Source organism: Cellulomonas sp., from assembly GCF_036279715.1.
Lineage (GTDB): Bacteria > Actinomycetota > Actinomycetes > Actinomycetales > Cellulomonadaceae > Cellulomonas_A.
Genome location: NZ_DASUIR010000029.1, coordinates 70,695 through 96,899, shown reverse-complemented (window position 1 = coordinate 96,899; position 26,205 = coordinate 70,695). Strand labels below are relative to the sequence as shown.

Genomic DNA, 26,205 nt, shown 5'->3' with positions numbered 1-26,205 from the left:
ATCGTGGAGCGCCGGTACGCGTGGGCCTCCTTGGCGGTGCTCGCGCTCGGCTTCACCCGCGCGGTCGCTCTCCCGATGGCGGTCGTCGTGGTCGTCCACGCCCTGGTGCGGTGGCGGGCGAGCCGTCGCGGCGAGGACCGGCTCACCCTGCCCGACGTCGGAGGGCTCGGGCTGCTCGCCGGCACCGCGGCGGTCTCCGGGGTCGCCTGGCCCCTGATCTGCGGCTGGGTGACCGGCGAGCCGGACGGGTACCTGCAGACCCAGGGCTCGTGGCGCGGGGTTCGCGAGATCCAGCCGTTCGTCCCGTGGGGCTACGTCTCGCGGTTCTGGTTCGGCGACTGGGCGCCGCTGATCCTCGTCGTCGGCTTCGGGCTCGTCATCGCGTGCCTCGTCGTCCCGGCGGCCTGGCGGCTCGGCAACGAGCTGCACGTCTGGTCCGCGGCGTACCTCGTGTACATCGTCGGGGCGATCGAGCCGGGGAGCAGCCTCGCGCGGTTCCTGCTGCTCGCGTTCCCCCTGGCTGCGGTCACCGCCGGGCTCGTGACCCGGCCACCGAGACGTCGACGCGTCTGGTTCGCTCTGGTCGCTGTCCTCATGGCCGGGCTGCAGATCGTGTGGATCTACAACACGTGGCGACTGACCCCGCCGAGCGGGTGGCCGCCGTGAGGTCCGCGCAGCGCTGATGACGGCGCTCTCACCTGGGTGCGTGCACGTCTCGACCCCAGCAGGCAGTGCGGGTGAACTAGACTCTCCCGTGGACATCCGGTTGCTGAGGTCGTCGACGTGCGCGCTCACCCTCGGGCAGAGCGCTCACGCGATGAGCGACCGGTCGAAGCGACGACAAGGAGATCCCCGCATGGCCGCGATGAAGCCGAGGACCGGTGACGGCCCGCTCGAGGTCACCAAGGAAGGGCGCGGCATCGTGATGCGCGTCCCGCTCGAGGGTGGCGGCCGTCTGGTCGTCGAGCTCAACGCCACCGAGGCGCGTGAGCTGGGCGAGGCCCTGACCTCTGTCGTCAGCTGACACGTTGGCACGCGTGAGGGGTCCGCGAGCGCACACGAGCATCGGTCGCGCGCTGCCCGAGGTGGTCGTCGAGGTCGGGTCGGTCGCGGGGACGGCCCTGCTGCTCGACGCGGACGTCGACGCGCTCGCGGTCCCGGTCGCGCCCGCCGTGCCGGGGGAGAGCGATCTCCAGCCGCGCGCGGGGACGGCCGACGCCGCGGCGCGGTACGGCATCGCGCTCGCGGAGCTCGCTGAGCGCGCCGGACTGACGGGTGCGCCGGGCGAGGCGTACACGGTTCACCTTCCCCACCCCGTGGGGCGCCGCGGAGCGGGCGGGGAGTTCCCGTGGCACGGGCTCGCCCCGCGCATCGTGCTCGTCGGCGTCGGCGCGGGCACCCCGACGGACCTGCGCCGGTCCGGCGCCGCACTGGCTCGCGAGACGCGCGGGCTGCGGCGCGTGGTCACGTCCGTGGCCTCAGAGGCAGGCGCGCAGGCGCCGGCGGCGGTACGCGCGTTCGTCGAGGGATACCTGCTCGGCGCCTACCGGATGCCCACGCAAGCCACCGAGCCGTCGCCCGAGGACCGTGCGAGCCAGCGCCCGGCGGCCCAGCTCGTCCTTCTCGGCATCGAGGACGACCCTCGCGCCGACCGGATCGCTGCCGCTGTCGCCGAGGCCGGGATCGCGGCGAGCGCCACGTGGCTGGTCCGGGACCTGGCGAACACCCCGTCGAACACCAAGGACCCGGCCTGGCTGGCCGAGCAGGCCGTGCGGCTTGCGGAAGCGGCCGGTCTGACGGTCACCGTGCGCGGGCCGAGAGAGCTCGAGGCGGAGGGGTTCGGCGGCATCCTCGCGGTCGGCTCGGGCTCGGCCTCGACGCCGCGGCTCGTCACCGTGGAGTACACCCCGACGGTCGCCGAGCCGTCCGGCGGTCGGCGCCATGTCGTCGTCGTCGGCAAGGGCATCACCTACGACACGGGCGGCCTCTCGATCAAGAAGCGCGAGGCCATGGTGCCGATGAAGACGGACATGGCCGGTGCCGCCGTCGCGCTCGCGACCGTGCTCGGTGCGGCCGCTGCGGGCAGCGCGCACCGCGTGACCGCGGTCCTGCCGCTCGCCGAGAACCACGTGGGCGGCGCGTCGTACCGCCCGGGCGACGTGGTGCGGATCTACGGCGGCACGACCGTCGAGATCCTGAATACCGACGCCGAGGGTCGCATCGTGCTCGCCGACGCGCTCGCGTTCGCCGACGCCCGGCTCGACCCGGACGTCCTGATCGACGTCGCGACGCTCACCGGAGCTGCCGGCATCGCCCTGGGGCGGCTGCAGGCCGCGCTGTACTCGGCCGACCCTGAGCTCGTGGCCGCCCTCGAGGCGGCGTCGGTCGCGTCGGGCGAGCCGGTCTGGCACATGCCGCTCGTCGAGGAGTACCGCGACGCGGTGCACTCGGACGTCGCGGACCTGCGGCACGTCGCGAGCGATCGCTCGTACGGCGCCGGCTCGATCACGGCGGCGCTGTTCCTGCGGGAGTTCGTGGGTTCGCGTCGGTGGGCCCACCTCGACATCGCCGGGCCGGCGCGGGCGAGCGCGGACAAGCACGACATCACCGAGGGCGCGACGGGCTTCGGTGCGCGCCTCCTGCTGAGCTACCTCGCGGCCGCGGGCTGAGGCTCACCTGAGACGCTGCCTGGCTGGATCGCGTGGGGCCGATCCACGTCCGCGTGGGAGCGGACCGGGCTCGGTGGCCCTGCGTCCTCGCGGTGCGTCAGCGCCGGACGGCGACCAGCAGGCCGTCGCCGGACGGGATCAGCGCGGGCACCAGGCGCGGGTCGTCGCGCACGGTGCGCCCGATCTCGCGGATGACCGTCGTGACCTCGTCGCGCCGCGCCGGGTCGGCGACGCGGTCGTGCCACAGCGCGTTGTCGACCGCGAGGACACCGCCGCGACGCAGCAGGCGCAGCGCCTGCTCGACGTACTCGGGGTAGCTCTCCTTGTCGGCATCGACGAACACGAGGTCGTAGGCGCCGTCGGTCAGCCGGGGGAGCACGTCGAGCGCGCGCCCCGAGATGGTGCGCGTGCGCGTCGTGCGGAGACCCTCCTCGGCGAACGCCTCCTTCGCGGCCCGCTGGTGCTCGACCTCGACGTCGATGGTCGTCAGGACGCCGTCGTCGGGCATCCCGCGCAGGAGGTAGAGCGAGCCGACTCCGGCGCCCGTTCCGATCTCCACGACCGCGCGGGCCTGGGCCGCCGAAGCGAGGACGCGCAGCACGGCACCCGAACCCGGCAGGACCGGCGTGCAGCCGAGCTGTCCGGCCCGCTCGCGCGCGCGCAGCAGCGTGTCGTCCTCGGGCAGGTAGCCCTCGGAGTAGACCCAGCTCTGGGCCTTGTCGCTGGAGATGGTGTCCTCCTGGAAGAGCGTGGGACGTGCGGGTGCGGTCCTCGGCAGCCTATCGCCGCGGCTCGTCAGACCGTGGGAGGCCATGGGAGGCCGCCGCGTCGGCTGGGTGCCGGTCCAGTTCGATGGCGACCGACGAACCTGGGACACTGGCGGGACGCGCACACGCGCGGAGCGGAGGGAAGCACATGACGATCAGCAGCCCGGACGGCGCCTGGCTGGCCCCGTCGTGGGAGGAGATCGTCCGCGAGCACTCCGCGCGCGTGTACCGGCTCGCCTACCGGCTCACGGGGAACCAGCACGACGCCGAGGACCTCACCCAGGAGGTCTTCGTCCGGGTGTTCCGGTCGCTGTCGACGTACACGCCCGGAACCTTCGAGGGCTGGCTGCACCGCATCACGACGAACCTCTTCCTCGACCAGGTGCGCCGCCGCGCCCGCATCAGGATGGACGTGATGGGGGACGAGGCCGACCACTACCCGACGGCCGAGGGAACGTCGACCCCCGAGCGCGCGTTCGAGCACGCGAACCTCGACCGCGACGTGCAGCATGCCCTCGACGACCTGTCGCCCGAGTACCGCGCCGCAGTGGTGCTGTGCGACATCGAGGGGCTGTCGTACGAGGAGATCGCCGTGACCCTCGGCATCAAGCTCGGCACCGTGCGCTCGCGGATCCACCGGGCGCGCGCCCGGCTGCGGGTGTCGCTCGAGCACCGCGCACCCTCCGCACCTCTCGATCTGCCGGCGGTCGAGGAGGTGGGTGCACCGTGAGCCACCTCGGGGACCGCATCAGCGCGCTCGTCGACGGGCAGCTGTCACCCGCAGCGACCGAGCGGGCGCTGGCCCACGTCGCGACCTGCTGCGTGTGCACCGCCGAGCTCGCGGCGGCCCGAGCAGCACGACGCGCCGTCGCCTCGGCGGACGTCGTCGCACCGACCGCCGACCTCACCGCTCGGCTGCTCTCGCTCGCGGCCGCTGCGCCGCGCGACGGCGGCACCGTGCGCGTCGACCCGTTCGCCCACCCGGCCGCCGGCGGTGGCTCGTGGGGCGGTGGCCCGCGACTCGACCGAGGAACGCCCGCGCACGCCCTGACGGGTGACCTGACGGACCGACGGTCGATGCGTCGGATCGCCGTCGGCTCGCTCACGGGCCTCGGCGTCATGGTCGTCACGCTCTTCGTGCTGGGCGACGGTCCCGCGGTCCTGCCGTCGGACGGCCCCGCCCAGTCCTTCGCCCTGCTCGGCGCAGCGACGCCCGACGCGGCCCCCGCGGTCGCGGCCGGCAGCGCGAGCGCGGTGCAGGCCGGGTCGTGGAGCCCGTTCGTGCGGGTCGTCGCGGACGACGCACCCGCATCGAGCGCGACCGACTACATCGCGTGGATGCGGGTGCACGGCTGGACCACGCCCACGCAGATGCCCGTCGGCTGGTCGGTCACGGCCGTCCGGTTCCTCGACGAGACGACGCTCGAGGTCGACCTCGTCGGCCCCGCTGGCACGCTCGTCGTGACGGAGAGGCACGGCCGCCTCGACACGGACGCGCTCAGCGGGACCGAGCGGCACGTCGTCGCGGACCGCACGGTGTACGTGCTCGGCGCGACGCCGTGGCACGCCGCATGGCAGTCGGGCGACACGGTCGTCGAGGTCGTCGCGGCGACCGGGTCAGGCGATGTCGAGACGCTGGTCGCGCAGTTCCCGCTCGACGAGTACGACGAAGGCGTCCCGGCACGGATCACGCGAGGATGGGGCACCATGACGCAGACGCTCGTGCAGCCATGACGACCCCCGAGCAGCCCGCCAACCCGTTCGCGCCGCCGTCGAGCCGCGCACCCGACCCGGGCACGCCGGCCCCGAGCGCCCCGTATGCGGGCGCACCCTCGGCGGGCGTGCCGTACGCGCCGCCGCCCGTCGGCGCTCCGCACGTCGGTCACCCGTACTCCGGCAACCCGTATGGCGGCCCGTCGTACGTCGGTGCGCCGCAGGCAGGCACCTCCTCCGACGCACCACCGCACGCCGGTCCGGCGTCGCCCGTGTGGGGAACGGGGTACCCGCCGCCCCCGGCCGTCGCCGCGACCGGCTTCGGGGCGGGGCGGTCCGGGGGTCGCCGCGGGCTGTCCTTCGGCGGCATTGCACTGGTCGTCGTGCTCGCGCTCGTCGCCGGAGGGATCGGCGGGGTGCTCGGCACACGGCTGCTCGCGGACGACCACCTGGCCGACGCCGGCCTCCCGGCCGCGGTCGGGACGGGCGCGGGCGACCGCGCACCGGAGTCGGTCGCGGGGATCGCGGCGCGGGTGCTGCCGAGTGTCGTGTCGATCCAGATCACGGGGCCCGACGGCTCCGCGACCGGATCCGGGTTCGTCCTGCGTCAGGACGGGTACATCCTCACGAACAACCACGTCGTGGTCGGCAGCGACGTCGCCGGAACGACCATCGAGGTCCTGTTCGCCGACGGCAGCGAGTCTGCGGCGACCGTCGTGGGCGCGACCGCCGACTACGACCTGGCCGTCGTCAAGGTCGACCGGACCGGGCTCGTGCCGCTCGTCCTCGGCAACTCGGACGACGTCGTCGTCGGCGACCCCGTCGTGGCGGTCGGCGCGCCGCTGGGTCTCGAGGGCACCGTGACGACCGGGATCGTCAGCGCGCTCAACCGGCCCGTGTCGGCAGGTGACGCGTCCGACACCGCCTTCATCAACGCGATCCAGACCGACGCGGCCATCAACCCCGGCAACTCGGGCGGCCCGCTCGTCAACGCAGCCGGTGAGGTCGTCGGGATCAACTCGGCGATCGCGCAGCCGCCCGGGTCGTCGTCGACCGTCGGCGGGAGCATCGGGCTCGGCTTCGCCATCACCTCGAACCAGGCCCGCCGCACGTCCGAGCAGCTCATCGAGACGGGGCACGCCACGTACCCGATCATCGGCGTGCTCCTCGACCAGCGGTACGTCGGCGAGGGTGTCCAGGTGTCGAAGGACGACCAGGGGTCGACCCCCGCAGTGTCGCCCGGCGGCCCGGCGGACCGGGCGGGCATCCGCCGCGGGGACGTCATCCTCGCGATCGACGGCCGTCCCGTCACGGAGCCCGACGAGCTCATCGTGGCGATCCGGGCCAAGAACCCGGGCGACGCCGTCGTCCTGCGCGTGCGCACAGCGTCGTCCGAGCGTGACGTGCGCGTGGTCCTCGACGAGTCCGCGACCGGCTGACCACCGGGTAGCCTGAAGCCGTGTTCGACATCAACGGCGGCGAGTTCATCATCCTGCTCGTCGTCGCTGTGCTCGTCATCGGCCCGGAGCGTCTGCCGAAGTACGCGGAGCAGCTCGCGCAGCTGGTCAAGCGCGCCAAGGTGTTCCTCCAGGAGACCAAGAGCCGCGTGGACGACGAGCTCGGCGAGGACATCAAGGACGTCGACTGGGCTGCGCTGGACCCGCGCAAGTACGACCCGCGCCGCATCGTCCGGGACGCGCTGCTCGACGACGTGATGCCCGCGGTGACCGGGTTCAAGCGGGCGACCACCTTCGGTGCGACCGGTGCAGCTGCCGGCACCGCTGCCGCCGCGGCCTCCGCAGCGCCGAGCAGCCCCTCCAGCGAGTCGGAGCGGGCCACCGCTGGACACGCGCCCTACGACGACGAGGCGACCTGAGCCGCGGAGCGTTGTCCGACCCATCCCTCCGCACTGACAGAATGGTCGAATGTCTTCCGTGACGCAGCGAGCACGCATCTTCTCGGGGATGCAGCCCACGTCGGATTCCCTGCACCTGGGGAACTACCTCGGCGCCCTGACGCAGTGGGTCGCGCTCCAGGAGTCCTACGACCCGCTGTACTGCGTCGTGGACATGCACGCGCTCACGGTGGTCCCGGACCCGGCGGTGCTGCGCGAGCGCACCCGGCGTACGGCGGCGCAGTACCTCGCCGCGGGCGTCGACCCCGAGAGGTCGATCCTGTTCGTGCAGTCGCACGTCGCCGAGCATGCCGAGCTGGCCTGGGTCCTGTCGTGCCACACCGGCTTCGGCGAGGCCAGCCGGATGACGCAGTTCAAGGACAAGTCCGGCAGGCAGGGTGTCGAGGGCACGACCGTCGGCCTCTTCACCTACCCGATCCTCATGGCCGCGGACATCCTGCTCTACGACACCGCGCTCGTCCCGGTGGGCGAGGACCAGCGGCAGCACCTCGAGCTCGCCCGTGACCTCGCGCAGCGGCTGAACTCGCGGTTCGGCCCCGGAACCGTCGTCGTCCCCGACGCGTACATCGTCAAGGCGACCGCCAAGATCTACGACCTGCAGGACCCGACGGCCAAGATGAGCAAGTCCTCGACGAGTCCCAACGGCATCATCGAGCTGCTCGACGACCCCAAGGTGATCGCCAAGCGCATCCGGTCGGCCGTGACTGACACCGAGCGGGAGATCCGGTTCGACGCCGAGGCCAAGCCCGGTGTCGCCAACCTGCTGACGATCTTCTCGGCTCTGTCCGGTCGGGACATCGTCTCGCTCGAGGCGGACTACGAGGGCAAGGGCTACGGCGACCTCAAGAAGGACCTCGCCGAGCTGGTCGTCGACGCGCTCTCGCCGTTCCAGGAGCGGGCGCACGCCTATCTCGCCGACCCTGCCGCGCTCGACGACGTGCTGGCCGACGGCGCTGAGCGGGCGCGAGAGATCGCCCGCGAGACCCTGGCCCGGGTCTACGACCGCAGCGGCCTCCTGCCTCGTCGGGTGCGCGTCCGGGGGAGCGTGTGAACCTGCCGGAGACCTCGGGGGAGCAGCTCCGGATCGGGGTCGCCGTCACGGTGCCCCAGCCGTACTCCGCCACGCTCCAGGCAGCGCGGGGCCGTGTCGGTGACCCGGCCGCGCCGTCCATCCCCCCGCACATCACGCTCCTCGGGCCGACCGCGGTCGCGCCGGGCGATCTCGCTGCCGTCGATCGGCACCTGGAGGAGGTCGCGTCCCACTACCGGCCGTTCGTCCTGCGCCTGCGGGGCACCGGGACGTTCCGACCCGTGTCGCCGGTCGTGTTCGTGCAGGTCGTGGAGGGCATCGCCGGGTGCGAGGCGCTCGAGCGCCACATCCGGACCGGCCCGCTCGAGCAGGGTCTGCGCTTCAACTACCACCCGCACGTCACCGTCGCGCACGAGGTGTCGGAGGCGGCCCTCGACCTCGCGTTCGTCGAGCTGAGCCGGTTCGACGCGACCTTCGTGGTCCACGCGTTCCACAGCTACGAGTACGGCGACGACGAGGTCTGGCGCCCGGTGCGGGACTTCCCGCTGACCGGTGGGTCCGAGCTCGCAGAGGCGCGTCAGCCCAGGACGGGCGCCACACCGGGTGCCGAGGCGCCGAGCCCCTCATAGGGTCGCTCCATGGGGACACCGGGAGCTGACGCGGAACCTGGTGCGCAGCCCGGGGCGAAGGGCCGCCTGGTCGCACGTGCGCGGGGCGTGATCGCGTGGTGGCAGGGGAGCCGGGCCGGGCGGGCCAACGCACGCTTCGGAGCCGCGGGCGGCGGCGTGCTCACGGGTGGCATCGCGTATGCGGCGCTGTTCTCGGTGTTCGCCGCCCTGACGATCGCGTACACGGTCTTCGTGGCGGTGCTCGGCCGGGACGCCCGGCTCCGCCAGGACGTCCTGCGGACCGTCTCGTCCTCGCTCCCGGGTCTTGTGGACACCGGGTCCGGCGACGGCCTCGTCAAGCCCGCCGACCTCGTCCTCGGGGTGGGCCTCAACGTCGCAGGCGTCGTCGCCGTGGTCGTGCTGCTGCTCAGCGCCACCTCTGCCCTGGCCGCGCTGCGCACGGCGGTGCGGGCGATGTTCGACGAGCGCGGTCCGGGCGGCAACGCGGTGACCGGCAAGCTGCGTCAGGTCGCCGGTCTCGTCGGCATGGCCACGGCGTTTCTCGTCTCCGCGGTCCTCGGCCTCGCGGTCACCGCCGCCGCCGGCTGGCTGCTGCGACTCGTCGGGCTCGGCGCCGGGGTGGGCGTGGTGACGTCCGCCCTGGGCTTCGTGGTCGCGCTCGTGGTCGACGCGGCGACGTTCGTGCTCGTCGTGCGCGTGCTCGCCGGCATCCATCCGCCGTGGCCCGACCTGCGCCAGGGAGCGCTGATCTGTGCCGTCGGCGTCGGTGTCGTGCGGCTGCTCGGCACGTCCGTCGTGGCGGGCGGCGCCCGGCAGAACGCGGTGCTTGCGTCGTTCGCGGCCGTCGTGACCCTGCTGGTGTGGATCAACCTCATCGCGCGGATCGTGCTGCTGGCCGCAGCGTGGACCGCCGACCCGCCGGCACCGCCTCCGGCGCCGACCCGGGAGTCGGCGCCGAGGCCCGTCAGATCGAGCGGGTGATCATCGCGCGCTTGACCTCTTGGATGGCCTTGGTGACCTCGATGCCGCGCGGGCACGCCTCGGTGCAGTTGAAGGTCGTCCGGCAGCGCCAGACGCCCTCCTTGTCGTTGAGGATCTCGAGGCGCTGCGACCCGCCCTCGTCGCGGCTGTCGAAGATGAACCGGTGCGCGTTGACGATCGCCGCCGGGCCGAAGTACTGCCCGTCGGTCCAGAACACGGGGCACGATGACGTGCACGCGGCGCACAGGATGCACTTCGTGGTGTCGTCGAACCGCTCACGCTCCGCGACGGTCTGCAGGCGCTCGCGCGTCGGTTCGTGACCGTTCGTCACCAGGAACGGCATGATCTCGCGGTACGACGCGAAGAACGGCTCCATGTCGACGATGAGGTCCTTGATCACGGGCAGGCCCTTGATCGGCTCGACCGTGATCGGCTTGTCGGGGTTGAGGTCCTTGAGCAGGACCTTGCACGCAAGCCGGTTGCGGCCGTTGATGCGCATCGCGTCGGACCCGCAGACCCCGTGCGCGCACGAGCGGCGGAAGCTCAGCGATCCGTCGTGCTCCCACTTGACCTTGTGCAGCGCGTCGAGGAGCCGGTCGGTGCCGTACGCGGTGACCGTGAACTCCTCCCAGTACGCCTCGTCCTTGCCGGACTCCGGCAGGAACCTGCGGATGCGCAGGGTGACGTCGAAGCTCGGGACGGCTCCGAGCTTCGGCTCCGGCGAGGGCGCGGGGGCTGCGCTGTCGAGAGTGGCAGTCATCAGTACTTACGCTCCATCGGCTGGTAGCGGGTCACGACCACGGGCTTGTACCCGAGCGCGACGTCGAAGGTGCCAGGTGTCGCGGCCCCCGGCCGGCTGGTGGCCACCTCGGCCTCGGACCGGCTCGTCGCCGCGACGACGGCAGCCGCCTCGCTTCCGACGGGGGACGACGGTGCGACGGCGCCCGGCGGACGGCGGTACGCCATCGTGTGCCGCATGTACTGGGCGTCGTCACGCTTCGGGAAGTCCTCGCGGAAGTGACCGCCGCGGGACTCCTCGCGGTTGAGGGCGCCGACGACGACGACCTCGGCGATGTCGAGCAGGAAGCCGAGCTCGAGGGCCTCGAGGAGGTCGGTGTTGAACGCCCGGCCCTTGTCCTGGACCGAGACGTTGCGGTACCGGGTCTGCAGCGCGCGGATGTCGGCCAGCGCCTGCTGCAGCGACTCGGCGGTGCGGAACACCTGGGCGTTCGTGTCCATCGTCTGCTGCAGGTCGCGGCGAACGTCGGAGACGCGGTCGCCGTCGGCGCGCGTGCGCATCTCCTCGAGCTCGGCGACGACGCCGATCTCGGGGTCGTCGGGCATCTCGACCCACGGGGCGCCTGCCGCGTAGGCCGCGGCGGCGATCCCGGCGCGCTTGCCGAACACGTTGATGTCGAGAAGCGAGTTGGTGCCCAGCCGGTTCGAGCCGTGCACCGACACGCAGGCGACCTCGCCGGCCGCGAACAGGCCGTGCACGACCTCGGCGTTGCTGCGCAGCACCTCGGCGCGGATCGTGGTCGGCACCCCGCCCATCGCGTAGTGCGCGGTGGGGTACACGGGGATGGGCTCGGTGTACGGCTCGACGCCCAGGTACGTGCGTGCGAACTCGGTGATGTCGGGGAGCTTGGCGTCGATGTGGGCCGGCTCGAGGTGCGTCAGGTCGAGCAGCACGTAGTCCTTGTTGGGTCCCGCTCCGCGGCCCTCGCGGACCTCGAGCGCGATTGAGCGCGCCACGATGTCGCGCGGTGCGAGGTCCTTGATGGTCGGGGCGTAGCGCTCCATGAACCGCTCGCCGTCGGCGTTGCGCAGGATCCCGCCCTCGCCGCGCGCGGCCTCCGACAGCAGGATGCCGAGCCCCGCGAGCCCTGTCGGGTGGAACTGGAAGAACTCCATGTCCTCGAGCGGGACGCCGCGCCGGTAGACAAGAGCCATGCCGTCGCCCGTGAGCGTGTGGGCGTTCGAGGTGGTCTTGAAGATCTTGCCCGCACCGCCGGTCGCGATGACGACGGACTTGGCGCGGAACAGGTGGATCTCGCCGGTCGCGAGCTCGTAGGCGACGACGCCGCTGACCGCGACGTCCTCACCCTCGGGCACCTCACCCGTCACGAGGTCGTGGCTGAGCAGCACGTCCAGCACGTAGAACTCGTTGAAGAACTCGACGTCGTTCTTGACGCACTGCTGGTACAGCGTCTGCAGGATCATGTGGCCTGTGCGGTCGGCCGCGTAGCAGGCCCGGCGCACGGCGGCCTCGCCATGGTTGCGCGTGTGCCCGCCGAAGCGCCGCTGGTCGATCTTGCCCTCAGGGGTGCGGTTGAACGGCAGGCCCATCTTCTCCAGGTCGAGGACGGCGTCGATGGCCTCCTTGGCCATGACCTCCGCGGCGTCCTGGTCGACGAGGTAGTCGCCACCCTTGACGGTGTCGAACGTGTGCCACTCCCAGTTGTCCTCCTCGACGTTCGCGAGGGCCGCGCACATGCCGCCCTGCGCGGCGCCCGTGTGCGAGCGCGTCGGGTACAGCTTGGAGATGACGGCGGTCCGCGTGCGCGTCGAGGACTCGAGCGCGGCACGCATGCCCGCTCCGCCGGCGCCGACGATGACGACGTCGTACTGATGGATCTGCATCGGTGGCGATGCCTCCTCGAGGCGGTTCGGGGGGTTCAGGCGGAGCAGAACGAGGGCAGCAGGTCGGTCGGGCTGCCCGCGGGGCACGGGTCGAACGTGAAGATCACGAGCGTTCCGAGGACGACCGTGACGACGAACGCCACGACGAGGACGACCTTGAGCACGAGGCGGGTGGTGTCACGCTCGGCATAGTCGTTGATGATCGTGCGCACGCCGTTGCTGCCATGGATCATCGCGAGCCAGAGCATGAGCAGGTCCCAGACCTGCCACAGCGGCGACGCCCACTTGCCGGCGACGAACCCGAAGTCGACGGCCTTGATGCCCTGGCCGGCGATCAGGTTCGTGAACAGGTGCCCGAAGATCAGCACGACGAGCACGACGCCCGAGACGCGCATGAAGATCCAGCCGTACAGCTCGGCGTTGCCGCGCGTGGTACGCCGACTGGTGCGCACGCGGGGTGACCGGGGAGCGGGGATCGAGGTGGTGGACGTCATCACTCGCCTCCGAACACGTTCATCAGGTGCCTGGGCAGGAAGCCCGCCATCGTCACGACGAACAGGCCGATCACGATCCAGAGCATGACCCTCTGGTACTTGGGGCCCTTGGCCCAGAAGTCCACGAGGATGATCCGGATGCCGTTGAAGGCGTGGAACACGATGGCGGCCACGAGGCCGGCCTCACCTAGGCCCATCACGGGGTTCTTGTACGTGCCGATCACCGCGTTGTACGTCTCGGGGGAGACGCGCACGAGGGACGTGTCGAGCACGTGGACGAGCAGGAAGAAGAAGATCAGGACGCCGGTCACGCGATGCGCGACCCACGACCACATGCCTTCACGCCCTCGGTAGAGCGTGCCGGCCGGCGCGGTGGGCACGGAAAGGCCTCCTGGCGAGTCGAAGTGCGAGCCGAGTGTCACGTCGGAGAAGGGACGACGACGTCCGCTTCCCGACGAGTGTAGTGAACACGGCGCCGCGTCATGTGCTGCGGCGCACGTCCTGACGAGGTGTCCCCTTACGTCGTGGCCCGGGCGGTGTGACACCGGGTGCTGCGGCTCCTCGCTACCCTGGCCCGCATGACCTCACCGATCCCCGGCTTCCACGCTGTCGTCCCGGCGGGCGGTGCCGGCACGCGGCTGTGGCCGCTGTCACGCGCCGGCGAGCCGAAGTTCCTGCGTGACCTCACGGGCACGGGCCGGACCCTGCTCCAGGGCACGGTCGACCGGCTCCTGCCGTTGACCGGCCCCGGGGGCGTGCTCGTGGTGACCGGGGTGCGTCATGCGCAGGCGGTCTCGGCGCAGCTCCCCGAGCTGTCCGCGCGCGACGTTCTCGCCGAGCCGTCCCCGCGCGACTCGATGGCGGCGATCGGCCTGGCGGCCGCGCTGCTCGAGGCGCGTCACGGTGACGTCGTGCTCGGGTCGTTCGCCGCGGACCACGTCATCGAGGGGGCGGCCGAGTTCGCCGAGACCGTGCGCCAGGGCGTCGAGGCGGCGCGGGCCGGGTACCTGGTGACCGTCGGGATCGCCGCGACCGAGCCCTCGACGGCCTTCGGGTACGTGCGGTCGGGCGAGTCGCTGGGCCTTGAGGGGGCACCGGACGTGCGTCATGCCGCCGGGTTCACCGAGAAGCCCGACGAGGAGACCGCGACCGCGTACCTCGCAACAGGCGAGTACCGCTGGAACGCGGGCATGTTCATCGTGCGCGCGCGCGTCCTGCTCGACCACCTCGCCGCGCAGCTCCCGGCGCTCCACGACGGGCTCCGCGAGATCGCCGCGGCCTGGGACGGCCCCGAGCGTGAGCCGGTGCTCGCGCGCGTGTGGCCGGCGCTGACGAAGATCGCGATCGACCACGCGATCGCCGAGCCGGTCGCCGCCGCGGGTGGCGTCGCCGTCGTCCCGGGCGACTTCACCTGGGACGACGTCGGCGACTTCGACTCGCTCGGTGGCCTGCTGGCGGCGCGCGGCGGCTCGGTCGCTGCCGGGTCGAGCACGCTCGGCGACGACGCCCTCGTGCTGCGGATCGACGCGGACGGCACGCTGGTGGTGCCCGGCGCGGGCCGCACGGTCACGGTGATCGGAATCCCGGGGGCCGTCGTCGTCGACACGCCCGACGCAGTTCTCGTCACGACGCGCGACCACGCGCAGCAGGTCAAGTCGGCCGTCGACGGGTGGCGCGCTCGCGGACGCGACGACCTCCTCTGACCCGCGCGGCTACGCTCCAAGCGTGCCCTCCGACGCTGCCCGCCTGATCCCTCGCGTCGATGCGCTCCGTGCGGAGCTCGTCGCGATCCGCCGCGACCTGCACGCGCACCCCGAGCTCGCGCGCACCGAGATCCGCACGACGAAGATCGTGGCCGACCGGCTGCGGGCGGCAGGCCTCCAGCCGCACCTGCTGCCCGGTTCCGGGCTCGTGTGCGACATCGGGCCGAACCCGGTCGTCACAGGACGTCGCCGGGTCGCGCTGCGGGCCGACCTCGACGCGCTGCCTCTGCAGGACACGACGGGCCTCGCGTGGTCCTCGGTGGTTCCCGGCGTCGCGCACGCCTGTGGGCACGACGTGCACGTCGTCGGCGTGCTGGGCGCGGGCCTCGTGCTCGCCGAGCTCGCCGCGGCGGGGGAGCTCGCCACCGGGGTGCGGCTCATCTTCCAGCCGGCCGAGGAGGTCCAGCCGGGCGGCTCGCTCGACGTGATCGCCGCCGGGGCGCTCGACGGCGTCAGCCAGATCTTCGCGGTGCACTGCGACCCGAAGGTCGACGTCGGGCACGTCGGCACGCGCATCGGCCCCATCACGTCGGCGTCCGACGAGGTCGCCGTGACCCTCAGCGGCCCCGGCGGGCACACCTCGCGTCCCCACCTGACCGGAGACGTCGTGTTCGCGCTCGGACAGGTCGTCACCCAGGTCCCGGCGATCCTCGGGCGACGGCTCGACCCGCGCTCCGGGGTCAACCTGACGTGGGGGGAGATCCACGCCGGGACGGCCCACAACGCGATCCCCGCCCGGGGGACGGTGCGCGGCACGCTGCGGTGCCTCGACGTGCGGGCGTGGGAGAAGGCGTCGGAGGTCTTCCACGACGCGGTCCGGCAGGTCGTCGAGCCGTACGAGGTCGAGGCCGAGGTGACCCACCAGCGCGGGGTCCCGCCCGTCGAGAACGACGAGCGTGCGACCGCCCTGCTCGAGGCCGCCGCCCGCGACGTCCTGGGGGAGGACTCGGTGCTGCTGACCGAGCAGTCGCTCGGCGGCGAGGACTTCGCGTGGTACCTCACGAAGGTCCCCGGGTCCATGGCCCGGCTCGGCACACGCCGCCCCGGGGGACGCTCGTACGACATCCACCAGGGCGACCTGCGGATCGACGAGCGGGCGATCGACGCGGCGGTCTTGCTTCTCTCCCGTGTCGCCATGGTCGCCGGACGCGCCTGACCTGCACGATCGTCCCGAAGGCCGGGACGCCGCGTCCCATCTCGTGGCCGATTGTTCCAAGTGGATAACGGAAGTCCACGGCTACCGCCCGGTAACCGTCCTGTAACGCCCGGCTCACTACAGTGCGGGGCATGGACGCCGGACGGCTCCGTCCGTGCCCGGTGCAGCGTTGCACCGGGTACGGACGGCTCGCACGTCGCGGTGAATGACGACAACGGGGAGTTTCGCGTGAAGAAGATCATTCGGGTGGCAGCGCTCGGCGCAGCCACCGCCCTTGTGCTGACCGCGTGTGCCAGTGCGCCGAAGGCCACGACCACGACCGCCCCGAGCGCGGGCGCGACGACCGCGGCCACCGTCAGCTACAAGGCCTGCATGGTCTCGGACGCCGGCGGGTTCGAGGACAAGTCCTTCAACCAGTCGGGCGCAGAGGGCCTGGACAAGGCCAAGGCCGACCTCGGCATCGCCGAGGTCAAGGTCGAGTCCACCGCGGACACCGACTTCACGCCCAACGTCGACAACCTCGTGTCGCAGGACTGCAACCTGATCATCGGCGTCGGCTTCAACCTCGCCGGCGCGATCCAGACCGCCGCCAACGCGAACCCGAAGATCAACTTCGCGCTCGTCGACTCCGCCTTCTCCGACGCGAACTTCAAGCCGGTCACGCTGGACAACGGCAAGCCCCTGCTCTTCAACACGCAGGAGGCCGCATTCCTCGCCGGCTACGTCGCCGCGGGCGCCTCCAAGACCGGCAAGGTCGCGACGTTCGGCGGCATGCAGCTCCCGTCGGTGTCGATCTTCATGGACGGCTTCGCGGACGGCGTCGCGAAGTACAACACGGACAGCGGCAAGACCGTCCAGGTCCTCGGCTGGGACAAGGCCGCGCAGACCGGCTCCTTCACCGGTGACTTCGACAACCAGGCCAACGGGCAGAACCTCGCCAAGGGCTTCATCGACCAGGGCGCGGACGTCATCATGCCCGTGGCCGGTCCGGTCGGCCTCGGTGCCGCAGCTGCTGCCAAGGCGGCCGGCAACGTCATGATCATCGGCGTCGACGCCGACTGGTACAACACGGCGCCCGAGTACAAGTCGATCATCCTGACCTCGGTCATCAAGGAGATCGGCCAGTCGGTCTACGACACCGTCAAGCAGGGCGTCGACGGCAAGTACACCTCGGCCCCGTACGTCGGCACGCTCGCGAACAAGGGCATCGACATCGCCCCGTTCCACGACCTCGACTCGCAGGTCCCCGCGGACGTGAAGACCAAGGTCACCGCCCTCAAGGCAGCCATCATCGACGGCAGCCTCAAGGTCGAGTCGCCGAGCGCCAACTGACGCTCTGAGCGTGCCGCGGACGCGCCGCGTGCGCTGAGCGCTGACGCATGAACCGATGGCCCGGGCAGGTCACCTGCCCGGGCCATCGGCGCGTGTGCCGGCTTCCCGCAGCGACGCCCGCGCGCGCCACTAGGGTGCAAGAACCACCATGACGAAGGAGCCATGTCACGTGAAGCTGGAACTGCGGGGGATCACCAAACGCTTCGGCAGCCTCGTGGCCAACGACCACATCGATCTTGTGGTCGCCCCTGGCGAGATCCATGCGCTCCTCGGTGAGAACGGGGCCGGGAAGAGCACGTTGATGAACGTGCTCTACGGCCTGTACGACCCGGACGACGGCCAGGTCCTCATCGACGACGTGCCGGTCCGGTTCGCGGGTCCGGGCGACGCGATGGCGGCGGGCATCGGCATGGTCCACCAGCACTTCATGCTGATCCCGGTCTTCACGGTCGCCGAGAACGTCGTCCTCGGCCACGAGCCGGTGCGCGGTGCCGGCGGCGTCATCGACCTGGCCGGTGCGCGCAAGCTCGTGCGCGAGATCTCCGACCGGTTCGGGTTCGACGTGGACCCCGACGCGCTGATCGAGAACCTCACGGTCGGCGCCCAGCAGCGGGTCGAGATCATCAAGGCGCTGTCGCGCAACGCGAACGTCCTCATCCTCGACGAGCCGACCGCGGTGCTGACCCCGCAGGAGACCGACGAGCTCATCGGCATCATGCGCCAGCTCAAGGCGGCCGGCACCTCGATCGTCTTCATCACGCACAAGCTCCGCGAGGTGCGCGCGGTCGCCGACGTCATCACCGTCATCCGGCGCGGCAAGGTCGTCGGGAGCGCACCGCCGACGGCGCCGGAGACCGAGCTGGCCTCGCTCATGGTGGGCCGCGCGGTCGACCTCGGCGTCGCGAAGACCCCGGCCGAGCCGGGTGAGGTGGCCCTCAAGGTCACGGGCCTGTCGGTGATCGACCACGCGGGCGTGCTCCAGCTCGACGACGTCTCGTTCGAGGTCGCGCGCGGCGAGATCCTCGCGGTCGCGGGCGTCCAGGGCAACGGGCAGACCGAGCTCGCCGAGGCGATCCTCGGGCTGCAGAAGCCCGTCGCCGGGTCGATCCAGCTCGACGGCGACGAGCTGGTCGGCGCGGGAGTCCGCGACACCCTGCACGCGGGCGTGGGCTTCGTCCCCGAGGACCGCTCGACCGACGGCATCATCGAGCCGTTCTCCGTCGCGGAGAACCTCATCCTCGACCTGCACGACCAGGCTCCGTTCGCGACGGGGATCTCGCTCGACCCCACCAAGGTCGCCGCGAACGCCTCGAAGCGGGTCGACGAGTTCGACGTGCGGCTCACCTCGGTCCAGGACCCGATCAAGACGCTGTCGGGCGGCAACCAGCAGAAGGTGGTCCTCGCGCGCGAGATGTCGCGCCCGCTCCGGCTGCTGATCGCGTCGCAGCCCACGCGCGGCCTGGACGTCGGCTCGATCGAGTTCGTCCACAAGCGGATCATCGCCGAGCGCGACAACGGGACGCCGGTCCTCATCATCTCGACCGAGCTCGACGAGGTCCTCGCCCTGGGCGACCGCATCCTGGTCCTCTACCGCGGTCGCATCGTCGGCATCGTGGGCCCGGGAACCGATCGTGACGTGCTCGGGCTCATGCTGGCGGGCGTGCCGCTCGACGAGGCCGAGGCCCACGCAGCAGAACACCACACGGTCCTCGGCGAAGCCGACCTCCGTGCCGCCGAGGAGGAGAACTCGTGAGCCACTCCGCAGCCGCACCGGCACCGACGCCCGGGCCGGACCCCGCCCCCGAGGTGGCCGCGCCGGAGCCCTCGCGCAGCGAGACGTTCCTTCGCGAGATGCTCGAGAGCAGCTGGCTGGTCACGACTCTCGCGATCGTGCTCGCCCTCGTGATCTCCGGCGTGCTCATCGCCGCGGCCGACGAGGCGGTGCAGTCGAGCGCCACCTACCTGTTCGCGCGGCCTGGAGACTTCCTGTCTGCCGCCTGGCACGCGGTCTCGAACGCCTACGTCGCCCTGTTCCAGGGGTCCATCGTCGACACGAGCGCGCCGACGTTCGTGCGGGCGATCCGGCCGATCACCGAGACGATGACCGTGTCGGTCCCGCTCGTCCTCGCGGGCCTCGGCCTCGGCATCGGCTTCCGGGCCGGCATGTTCAACATCGGCGCGCAGGGCCAGATCATCCTCGGCGGGATCTTCGGCGGCTACGTCGGCTTCACGTTCAACCTGCCCGTCGGTCTGCACCTCCTGGTCGCGGCGCTCGGCGCGGCGCTCGGCGGCGGGCTGTGGGCCGGCATCGCGGGTTTCCTCAAGGCCCGCACGGGTGCCAACGAGGTGATCGTGACGATCATGCTCAACAACATCGCGATCTACCTCGTCGGCTACCTGCTCACCACGTCGGCGTTCCAGCGGCCCGGGAGCAACAACCCGATCTCACCGCCGCTCAAGTCCACCGCGCTGTACCCGCTGCTGCTGGGTGGCCAGTTCCGGCTGCATGCCGGGTTCTTCGTGGCGATCGCAGCCGCGGTGGGCGTGTGGTGGCTCATGGACCGCTCGACGATCGGGTTCCGGTTCCGGGCGGTGGGTGCGAACTCGAAGGCCGCGCGCACCGCAGGCATCTCGGTGAACGCGAACTACATCTGGGTCATGGTCATCGCGGGTGCGCTCGCCGGCCTGGCCGGCTCGGCCCAGGTGCTCGGGACCGAGAAGGTCCTCACCGCCGGTGTCGCCGCGAGCTTCGGTTTCGACGCGATCACCGTCGCGCTGCTCGGCCGGTCGAAGCCGCTCGGGACGTTCCTTGCCGGGCTCCTGTTCGGCGCGCTGCGTGCCGGCGGGTTCGCGATGCAGGCCCGGACCGGAACGCCGATCGACATCGTGCTCGTGGTGCAGTCCCTGATCGTGCTGTTCATCGCGGCGCCGCCGCTCGTCAGATCCGTGTTCCGGCTCTCGACACCCGGGTTGTCCCGTCGAGCCAGCCGTACCGTCAAGGAGGTCGCCGCGTGAGCACTGTGACCGCACCGCCGCGGCCCACCGCGGCCGCACCCGGGCCGTCGTCCCGCGCCCAGGCGCTCCAGCCGATCAAGTGGCGTACGCCCGTCATGTACGGCGCCATCGCCGCCTTGTCGCTCGTGGTCTTCGGCCTGCTGCCGGCCAGTGGGAAGACCACCACGTTCACGTTCGCGACCGGCACGGACTTCTTCGCGATCGACCCCGTGGCGGTGCACTCGAAGACCACGGCGATCGCCCTGACCCTGCTCGCCCTCGCCTGCGCGGCGGTGTCGTTCGTGGCGACCCGGAGCCGGCGCCGCCTCGGACCCTGGCTGCCGATCGTCTTCGGCCTGGCCGAGGTGTTCGCGTTCCTGACCTGGGCGGTCGCGGACAAGGCGCACCCGCTCCCGGTCACCGGGCTCCTCGCCGGCTCGCTCTTCCTCGCGACACCGCTCGTCTTCGGATCGCTCTCCGGGCTCCTGTGCGAGCACTCGGGCATCATCAACATCGCGATCGAGGGTCAGCTGCTGGCGGGGGCGTTCATGGCCGCCGTGGTGGCGACCCTCACCCAGAACGCGTACCTCGGCCTCGTCGCGGCCCCGGTCGCCGGGATCCTCGTCGGCCTGCTGCTCGTGCTGTTCGCGATCAACTACAGGGTCGACCAGATCATCGTCGGCGTCGTGCTGAACGTGCTCGTCGTGGGCGTCACGAGCTACCTGTTCTCGACGGTGCTCAAGGTGAACGCCGCGACGTGGAACTCCCCGCCGCGGCTGCCCGTCCTGTCGATCCCGGGGCTCTCGAAGATCCCGATCGTCGGCCCGGTGCTGTTCCAGCAGACCGCCCTGGTGTACGTCATGTACATCGTGGTCGCCGTGCTGCAGCTCATGCTGTTCCGGAGCCGGTGGGGTCTGCGGATGCGGGCTGTCGGCGAGCACCCCATGGCGGCGGACACGGTCGGCATCAAGGTCAACCGCACCCGCGTGCGCAACACGCTGCTCGGCGGGGCCGTCGCCGGCCTCGGCGGGGCGTTCTTCACGGTGGCCGCCGGGCTGGCGTTCGGCAAGGAGATGACGGGCGGCAAGGGATTCATCGCCCTGGCCGCCATGATCCTCGGCCGGTGGAGCCCCAGGGGTGCGCTCGCAGCAGCCCTGCTGTTCGGCTTCGCCGACAACCTCCAGGTCGTGCTGGGCATCATCGGCACCCCGATCCCGAGCCAGATCATGCTCATGACGCCGTACGCCGTGACGATCTTCGCGGTCGCCGGCCTGGTCGGACGCGTCCGCGCACCGGCCGCCGAGGGCATCCCCTACGTGAAGTGAGGTCGAGCGTGAGTGTCGAGATCGACTGGGAGGCCCTGCGGGCCGCCGCGCGCGACGTGATGGCGCGCGCGTACGCCCCGTACTCGAAGTTCCCGGTGGGCGCCGCGGCGCTCGTGGACGACGGGCGGGTCGTCGTCGGCTGCAACGTCGAGAACGCGTCGTACGGCCTGACCCTCTGCGCCGAGTGCGCGGTCGTGTCGGCGCTGCACGTCAGCGGCGGCGGGCGGCTCGTCGCCTTCGCGTGCGTCGACGCCCACGGCAACGCGCTCATGCCCTGCGGGCGCTGCCGTCAGCTCCTGTGGGAGCACGGTGGGCCCGCCCTGCTCGTCGAGACAGTGAGCGGGATCAAGCCGATGACCGAGGTGCTGCCCGACGCGTTCGGGCCGGACGACCTGGTGGAACGAGGGAACTCATGAGCGAGCAGTTCGACGCGGTCGACGTGATCCGCACCAAGCGTGACGGCGGTCGACTCTCGGACGGCCAGATCGACTGGGTCCTGGACGCGTACACGCGCGGGGTCGTCGCCGAGGAGCAGATGTCCGCGCTCGCGATGGCCATCCTGCTCATCGGGATGGACCGGGCCGAGATTGCGCGCTGGACCGCGGCGATGATCGCGAGCGGCGAGCGCCTGGACTTCTCCGGGCTGTCGCGCCCGACCGCCGACAAGCACTCGACGGGCGGCGTGGGCGACAAGATCACGCTGCCGCTCGCGCCGCTCGTGGCGGTCTTCGGTGTCGCGGTGCCGCAGCTGTCGGGTCGCGGCCTGGGCCACACCGGCGGGACGCTCGACAAGCTCGAGTCGATCCCCGGCTGGCGTGCCGCGCTCACGAACGACGAGATGATGGCGCAGCTCGAGGACGTCGGAGCCGTCATCTGCCAGGCGGGGTCGGGACTCGCACCCGCCGACCGCAAGCTGTACGCGCTCCGCGACGTCACCGGCACGGTCGAGGCGATCCCGCTGATCGCGAGCTCGATCATGAGCAAGAAGATCGCCGAGGGCACGGGCTCGCTCGTGCTCGACGTGAAGGTCGGCTCAGGTGCGTTCATGAAGGACGCGACGCGGGCACGCGAGCTCGCGCGCACGATGGTCGAGCTCGGGACCGACGCGGGCGTCCTGACGGTCGCGCTGCTCACCGACATGTCGACGCCGCTCGGGCTCACGGCCGGCAACGCGCTCGAGGTGCGCGAGTCGGTCGAGGTGCTGGCCGGCGGGGGACCGTCCGACGTCGTCGAGCTGACCCTCGCACTGGCGCGCGAGATGCTCGCAGCGGCCGGTCGACCGGATGCCGACCCGGCAGCGGCGCTGGTCGACGGTCGAGCGATGGACGTCTGGCGCCGGATGATCGCGGCGCAGGGCGGGGACCCGGACGCGACCCTTCCGGTCGCGCGCGAGAGCGAGCAGGTGCTCGCCGAGACCGACGGCGTCCTCGACTCGCTCGACGCGCTGGCCATCGGCGTCGCCGCGTGGCGGCTCGGTGCGGGCCGGGCACGCAAGGAGGACCCGGTGCAGGCCGGCGCGGGCGTCGAGCTGCACGCGAAGCCGGGCGACCGGGTGCGCGCGGGCCAGCCGCTCCTCACGCTGCACACCGACACCCCCGAGCGGTTCGCGCGCGCCCGGGAGGCGCTCGAGGGGGCGATCGGGATCAGCGTCGCCGGCTCGGTGGCTGCCGCGTCGCCGCGCGCGCTCGTGCTGGACCGCATCGCGGCGTCGTAACAGGGACGTGCACGCAGGCGTGTCGTCGTCGGGGCAGCGGAGTCGCCGGCCGCCGCGCGTGCGGCCGTGCGGCAGACTGGCCCGATGCCCTCCTTCGGTCACCTCCAGCTGACGTCGGTGCTCCGAGGGGTGCGGGGTCCGACGCTGCCTGCCGAACCGGTCGACCAGCTCGCGCCGATCCTCCCTGCGGGCGGCGCCGACCGAGGCGCCGGCGACCTTCGCGCGCGAGCACTCGTTGCCGGTGCGCCTGAGCACGCGGCGGACGCCCTGGTCGTTGCGGTGGGCGAGCTCGACGCGCGCGAGCGTGCCCAGGTCACCGACCCCTTGCGTCCGGCATCAGGCACCGACGTGCTGCGGCTCGGGACGGCTGCCGCGCGGCAGACCGACGGCACGACGTGCGGCTCGTCCGTGCTCGCGATGCTCGCGGCGGCGGGCGACCCGACGCTCGCGTACTGGCTCGTCACCGGACGCACCCTGGCCGGGTACCGGCCGCCTGAGCTCGACGGAGCCGGCGACTCCGCGGGCCCGGCGGTCCGCTTCGGCGACCTCCAGGAGGCGCTCAAGGGGCGCAGCAACGCGCGTGCGGTGCTGGGCCTGCTCGGATGGCCCCGGGCGCTCGGCACGCCGCCGTGGGGGGCAGCGCGGGTCGCGCGCTTCCCGGGCGTCGCCTACCGGTCGGTCCTCGTCGACGACACCCGGCCCGAGGAGGTCGCGGTGGTGCTCGCGCGCGCCGCACGGGCACTGGACCGGGGGGTCCCTGTGCCGCTCTACTCGGGCGGCGACCTCGCCATGGGGCCCGCCGCGGCGATCCCGCGGCACGTCGTGCTCCTCACGGCCCGCACAGGTGACGGCTTCACCGTCTACGAGCCGTCGAGCGGCCGGCTGCTTCCTCTGACGACCGACCAGGTCACCTCCCCGGGCGGTCCGGTCCCGGCGCTGGGTGGCTGGTCGCACGTGTGCTGGGCGCTCCTCCCGGTGCGCCCGGCACGGACGGCGGGTGGCGGTGAGCGGGTCGCCGGGCCACGATGGATGGACGCGGTGCCCGGTGCTCGATCGACACGGGAGGACTCATGACCACTGTTCCGGAGGACCCCGACGAGCTCGACGAGCCCGGGCTGCCGGACGAGCCGGACGAGCCCGAGGAGTACGAGCCGTCGGACGCGAGGCCCGACGAGCGCGACGACGCCAACGAGGCAGACGTCGTCGAGCAAGTCCTCGACATCCCGGACGACGAAGCGGACGACTACCGCTGACCGTGCCCGCTACGGTGACTCCATGATGTCTGCGCCAGGACAGTTCGCCGGCTTTCCCAAGGTGCTTCTGCACGACCACCTCGACGGCGGGCTGAGACCGGCCACGATCCTCGAGCTCGCAGCCGAGATCGGTCACGAGCTCCCCGCGAGCGACCCGACGGCTCTCGGCGACTGGTTCGTCACGGCCGCGAGCGCCGGCTCGCTCGAGCAGTACCTCGACACGTTCTCCCACACCGTCGCCGTCATGCAGACGGTCGGGAACCTGCACCGGGTCGCTCGCGAGGCGGCGATCGACCTTGCCGAGGACGGCGTCGTGTATGCCGAGCAGCGGTACGCGCCCGAGCAGCACCAGCAGCGCGGGCTCTCCCTCCAGCAGGTCGTCGATGCTGTCCAGGAGGGGTTCGAGGAGGGCGTCGCCGAGGCCGAGCTGCGCGGGCATCAGATCCGCATCGCCACGATCATCACGGCGATGCGGCACGCCGACCGCGGCGACGAGCTCGCGGCCCTCGCCATCGCCAACCGGGACAACGGCGTCGTCGGGTTCGACATCGCCGGCGCCGAGTCCGGGTTCCCGCCGTCTCGCCACGCCTCGGCCTTCCGCATGCTCCGCGACGCGAGCTTCCCGACGACGGTCCACGCCGGCGAGGCCGGGGGTCTCGACTCGATCGCCGAGGCGGTGCACCTCGCGGGGGCGCAGCGGCTCGGGCACGGCGTGCGGATCATGGACGACGTCCACCTGCTCGACGCGGGCACTCCGGGCGTGCAGGCCAGGGGCCGGTTCGGGCTGCTCGCCCACTGGGTCCGGGACCGGCGGATCCCGCTCGAGCTGTGCCCGTCGTCCAACGTCCAGACCGGGGCGGCCCCGTCGATCGCCCGGCACCCCGCGACGCTGCTCAAGCGCCTCGGCTTCGCGGTGACGATCAACACGGACAACCGCCTGCAGTCGGGGACGTCGCTCACGCGCGAGCTGACGCTGCTCGCGGAACAGGCCGGCTGGTCCGTCGCCGACGTCTGCGACGTCACGGTCACGGCCGCGCAGCACGCATTCCTCCACCATGACGAGCGCGAGGACCTCATCGACCGGGTGATTCTCCCGGCATTCGCAACGGACACCATCGGAAGGCACCGCGCATGAGCAACCCGCTCGACTCGCCCGCACTCGCCCAGTTCGTCGACCACACCCTCCTCAAGCCCGAGGCCACGGCGGACGACGTCCGTGCGCTCGTCGCGGAGGGCGTCCGACTCGGCGTGTACGCGGTCTGCGTCTCACCGTCCTTCCTGCCGATCGACGCCCAGGGGCTCAAGGTCGCGACCGTCGTCGGGTTTCCGTCCGGCAAGCACCGCAGCTCCATCAAGGCCGCCGAGGCTGCCCGCGCCGTCGCGGACGGCGCCGACGAGGTCGACATGGTCATCGACATCGGAGCCGCCAAGGCGCGGGACTTCGAGTCGATCCGCGAGGACATCGCCATGGTCCGCGCGGCTGCTCCCGCGCCCACGGTGCTCAAGGTCATCATCGAGTCGGCGGCGCTGAGCGACCACGAGATCGTCGAGACGAGCCGCGCGGCCGAGGCTGCGGGTGCGGACTTCGTCAAGACCTCGACGGGCTTCCACCCGGCCGGTGGCGCGACGGTTCGCGCCGTCGAGATCATCTCCGCGACGGTCGGCGGCCGCCTCGGCATCAAGGCGTCCGGCGGTATCCGCACGACGGTGGACGCCCTCGCGATGGTCCAGGCCGGTGCGACCCGGCTGGGTCTGTCGGGAACGGCGGCCATCCTCGACGGGTTCGCCGCGGGCGCCCGTCCCGGGCTCGGCTGACCGTCAGCGGGT

General features: G+C 72.0%; 26 protein-coding genes and 1 pseudogene. 22 read left to right on the top strand and 5 right to left on the bottom strand.

Going from position 1 to position 26,205, the window contains the following annotated elements; genetic code table 11:
- The 3 genes and pseudogenes from VFW79_RS03455 to VFW79_RS03445 form a co-directional block, all read left to right on the top strand.
- Positions 1-666 (top strand): annotated as a pseudogene (locus VFW79_RS03455) (hypothetical protein); the annotation flags it as partial.
- Positions 667-856: 190 nt separating this feature from the next.
- Positions 857-1,024, top strand: coding sequence for a DUF3117 domain-containing protein (locus VFW79_RS03450; protein ID WP_081784823.1), 168 nt, complete (start codon positions 857-859; stop codon positions 1,022-1,024).
- Positions 1,025-1,037: 13 nt separating this feature from the next.
- Positions 1,038-2,669: a leucyl aminopeptidase family protein gene (locus VFW79_RS03445; protein ID WP_329675911.1), complete on the top strand. Its 1,632-nt coding sequence runs from the start codon at positions 1,038-1,040 to the stop codon at positions 2,667-2,669.
- A gap of 97 nt (positions 2,670-2,766) precedes the next feature.
- On the opposite strand, the gene VFW79_RS03440 is transcribed toward VFW79_RS03445, so the two are convergent.
- Positions 2,767-3,399 carry an O-methyltransferase gene (locus VFW79_RS03440; protein ID WP_329675916.1) on the bottom strand — a complete coding sequence of 211 codons (633 nt, stop codon included), beginning with the start codon at positions 3,397-3,399 and terminating at the stop codon, positions 2,767-2,769.
- Between the two features lie 185 nt (positions 3,400-3,584).
- Here VFW79_RS03440 and sigE point away from each other — a divergent pair, with 185 nt between their 5' ends.
- The 7 genes from sigE to VFW79_RS03405 are packed head-to-tail and all read left to right on the top strand — an operon-like array spanning position 3,585 to position 9,704.
- The gene (gene sigE, locus VFW79_RS03435; RefSeq protein WP_329675910.1) at positions 3,585-4,166 is read left to right on the top strand and encodes an RNA polymerase sigma factor SigE; all 582 of its coding nucleotides are present in this window, start codon (positions 3,585-3,587) and stop codon (positions 4,164-4,166) included.
- Entirely contained in the window at positions 4,163-5,170 is a 1,008-nt protein-coding gene (locus VFW79_RS03430; RefSeq protein WP_329675909.1) for a zf-HC2 domain-containing protein, read from the top strand. Before sigE ends, VFW79_RS03430 begins: the two co-directional genes overlap by 4 nt.
- A complete protein-coding gene (locus VFW79_RS03425) occupies positions 5,167-6,588 on the top strand; it encodes a S1C family serine protease (protein ID WP_329675908.1) in 1,422 nt (473 codons plus the stop codon). Before VFW79_RS03430 ends, VFW79_RS03425 begins: the two co-directional genes overlap by 4 nt.
- 20 nt (positions 6,589-6,608) lie before the next feature.
- Positions 6,609-7,025: a Sec-independent protein translocase TatB gene (locus VFW79_RS03420; RefSeq protein ID WP_329675907.1), complete on the top strand. Its 417-nt coding sequence runs from the start codon at positions 6,609-6,611 to the stop codon at positions 7,023-7,025.
- Positions 7,026-7,074: 49 nt separating this feature from the next.
- Positions 7,075-8,115, top strand: coding sequence for a tryptophan--tRNA ligase (trpS, locus tag VFW79_RS03415; protein WP_329675906.1), 1,041 nt, complete (start codon positions 7,075-7,077; stop codon positions 8,113-8,115).
- On the top strand, positions 8,112-8,723 hold the full coding sequence (locus VFW79_RS03410) for a 2'-5' RNA ligase family protein (RefSeq protein WP_329675905.1): 612 nt from the start codon (positions 8,112-8,114) through the stop codon (positions 8,721-8,723). The genes trpS and VFW79_RS03410 overlap by 4 nt, the downstream gene beginning before the upstream one ends.
- 9 nt (positions 8,724-8,732) lie before the next feature.
- Positions 8,733-9,704: a YihY/virulence factor BrkB family protein gene (locus VFW79_RS03405; RefSeq protein ID WP_329675904.1), complete on the top strand. Its 972-nt coding sequence runs from the start codon at positions 8,733-8,735 to the stop codon at positions 9,702-9,704.
- On the opposite strand, the gene VFW79_RS03400 is transcribed toward VFW79_RS03405, so the two are convergent.
- From VFW79_RS03400 to sdhC, 4 genes are read right to left on the bottom strand one after another with little or no spacing between them, the layout of a single operon-like run.
- Positions 9,688-10,464: a succinate dehydrogenase iron-sulfur subunit gene (locus tag VFW79_RS03400; protein WP_329675903.1), complete on the bottom strand. Its 777-nt coding sequence runs from the start codon at positions 10,462-10,464 to the stop codon at positions 9,688-9,690. The genes VFW79_RS03405 and VFW79_RS03400 overlap by 17 nt on opposite strands.
- On the bottom strand, positions 10,464-12,347 hold the full coding sequence (gene sdhA / locus VFW79_RS03395) for a succinate dehydrogenase flavoprotein subunit (protein WP_329675902.1): 1,884 nt from the start codon (positions 12,345-12,347) through the stop codon (positions 10,464-10,466). Before sdhA ends, VFW79_RS03400 begins: the two co-directional genes overlap by 1 nt.
- 35 nt (positions 12,348-12,382) lie before the next feature.
- On the bottom strand, positions 12,383-12,841 hold the full coding sequence (gene sdhD / locus VFW79_RS03390; RefSeq protein WP_329675901.1) for a succinate dehydrogenase, hydrophobic membrane anchor protein: 459 nt from the start codon (positions 12,839-12,841) through the stop codon (positions 12,383-12,385).
- The gene (sdhC, locus tag VFW79_RS03385; protein WP_329675900.1) at positions 12,841-13,221 is read right to left on the bottom strand and encodes a succinate dehydrogenase, cytochrome b556 subunit; all 381 of its coding nucleotides are present in this window, start codon (positions 13,219-13,221) and stop codon (positions 12,841-12,843) included. The genes sdhD and sdhC overlap by 1 nt, the downstream gene beginning before the upstream one ends.
- Before the next feature lie 198 nt (positions 13,222-13,419).
- On the opposite strand from sdhC, the gene VFW79_RS03380 reads away from it, so the two are divergent.
- The 12 genes from VFW79_RS03380 (at position 13,420) to deoC (ending at position 26,193) form a co-directional block, all read left to right on the top strand.
- On the top strand, positions 13,420-14,544 hold the full coding sequence (locus VFW79_RS03380) for a mannose-1-phosphate guanylyltransferase (RefSeq protein ID WP_329675899.1): 1,125 nt from the start codon (positions 13,420-13,422) through the stop codon (positions 14,542-14,544).
- Between the two features lie 22 nt (positions 14,545-14,566).
- Positions 14,567-15,760: an amidohydrolase gene (locus VFW79_RS03375; protein WP_329675898.1), complete on the top strand. Its 1,194-nt coding sequence runs from the start codon at positions 14,567-14,569 to the stop codon at positions 15,758-15,760.
- A 228-nt stretch (positions 15,761-15,988) separates the two neighbouring features.
- The gene (locus tag VFW79_RS03370) at positions 15,989-17,092 is read left to right on the top strand and encodes a BMP family ABC transporter substrate-binding protein (RefSeq protein WP_329675897.1); all 1,104 of its coding nucleotides are present in this window, start codon (positions 15,989-15,991) and stop codon (positions 17,090-17,092) included.
- 169 nt (positions 17,093-17,261) lie between these two features.
- Positions 17,262-18,845, top strand: coding sequence for an ABC transporter ATP-binding protein (locus tag VFW79_RS03365; protein ID WP_329675896.1), 1,584 nt, complete (start codon positions 17,262-17,264; stop codon positions 18,843-18,845).
- A complete protein-coding gene (locus VFW79_RS03360) occupies positions 18,842-20,107 on the top strand; it encodes an ABC transporter permease (protein ID WP_414647850.1) in 1,266 nt (421 codons plus the stop codon). The genes VFW79_RS03365 and VFW79_RS03360 overlap by 4 nt, the downstream gene beginning before the upstream one ends.
- Positions 20,104-21,411: an ABC transporter permease gene (locus VFW79_RS03355; RefSeq protein ID WP_414647849.1), complete on the top strand. Its 1,308-nt coding sequence runs from the start codon at positions 20,104-20,106 to the stop codon at positions 21,409-21,411. Before VFW79_RS03360 ends, VFW79_RS03355 begins: the two co-directional genes overlap by 4 nt.
- Before the next feature lie 8 nt (positions 21,412-21,419).
- A complete protein-coding gene (locus VFW79_RS03350; RefSeq protein ID WP_329675895.1) occupies positions 21,420-21,827 on the top strand; it encodes a cytidine deaminase in 408 nt (135 codons plus the stop codon).
- On the top strand, positions 21,824-23,125 hold the full coding sequence (locus tag VFW79_RS03345; protein ID WP_329675894.1) for a thymidine phosphorylase: 1,302 nt from the start codon (positions 21,824-21,826) through the stop codon (positions 23,123-23,125). Before VFW79_RS03350 ends, VFW79_RS03345 begins: the two co-directional genes overlap by 4 nt.
- A gap of 84 nt (positions 23,126-23,209) precedes the next feature.
- A complete protein-coding gene (locus VFW79_RS03340) occupies positions 23,210-24,199 on the top strand; it encodes a hypothetical protein (RefSeq protein ID WP_329675893.1) in 990 nt (329 codons plus the stop codon).
- Positions 24,196-24,378 carry a hypothetical protein gene (locus VFW79_RS03335; protein ID WP_329675892.1) on the top strand — a complete coding sequence of 61 codons (183 nt, stop codon included), beginning with the start codon at positions 24,196-24,198 and terminating at the stop codon, positions 24,376-24,378. The genes VFW79_RS03340 and VFW79_RS03335 overlap by 4 nt, the downstream gene beginning before the upstream one ends.
- 25 nt (positions 24,379-24,403) lie before the next feature.
- A complete protein-coding gene (locus tag VFW79_RS03330; RefSeq protein WP_414647851.1) occupies positions 24,404-25,513 on the top strand; it encodes an adenosine deaminase in 1,110 nt (369 codons plus the stop codon).
- Positions 25,510-26,193 carry a deoxyribose-phosphate aldolase gene (gene deoC, locus VFW79_RS03325; RefSeq protein ID WP_329675890.1) on the top strand — a complete coding sequence of 228 codons (684 nt, stop codon included), beginning with the start codon at positions 25,510-25,512 and terminating at the stop codon, positions 26,191-26,193. Before VFW79_RS03330 ends, deoC begins: the two co-directional genes overlap by 4 nt.
- Positions 26,194-26,205 lie beyond the last annotated feature (12 nt).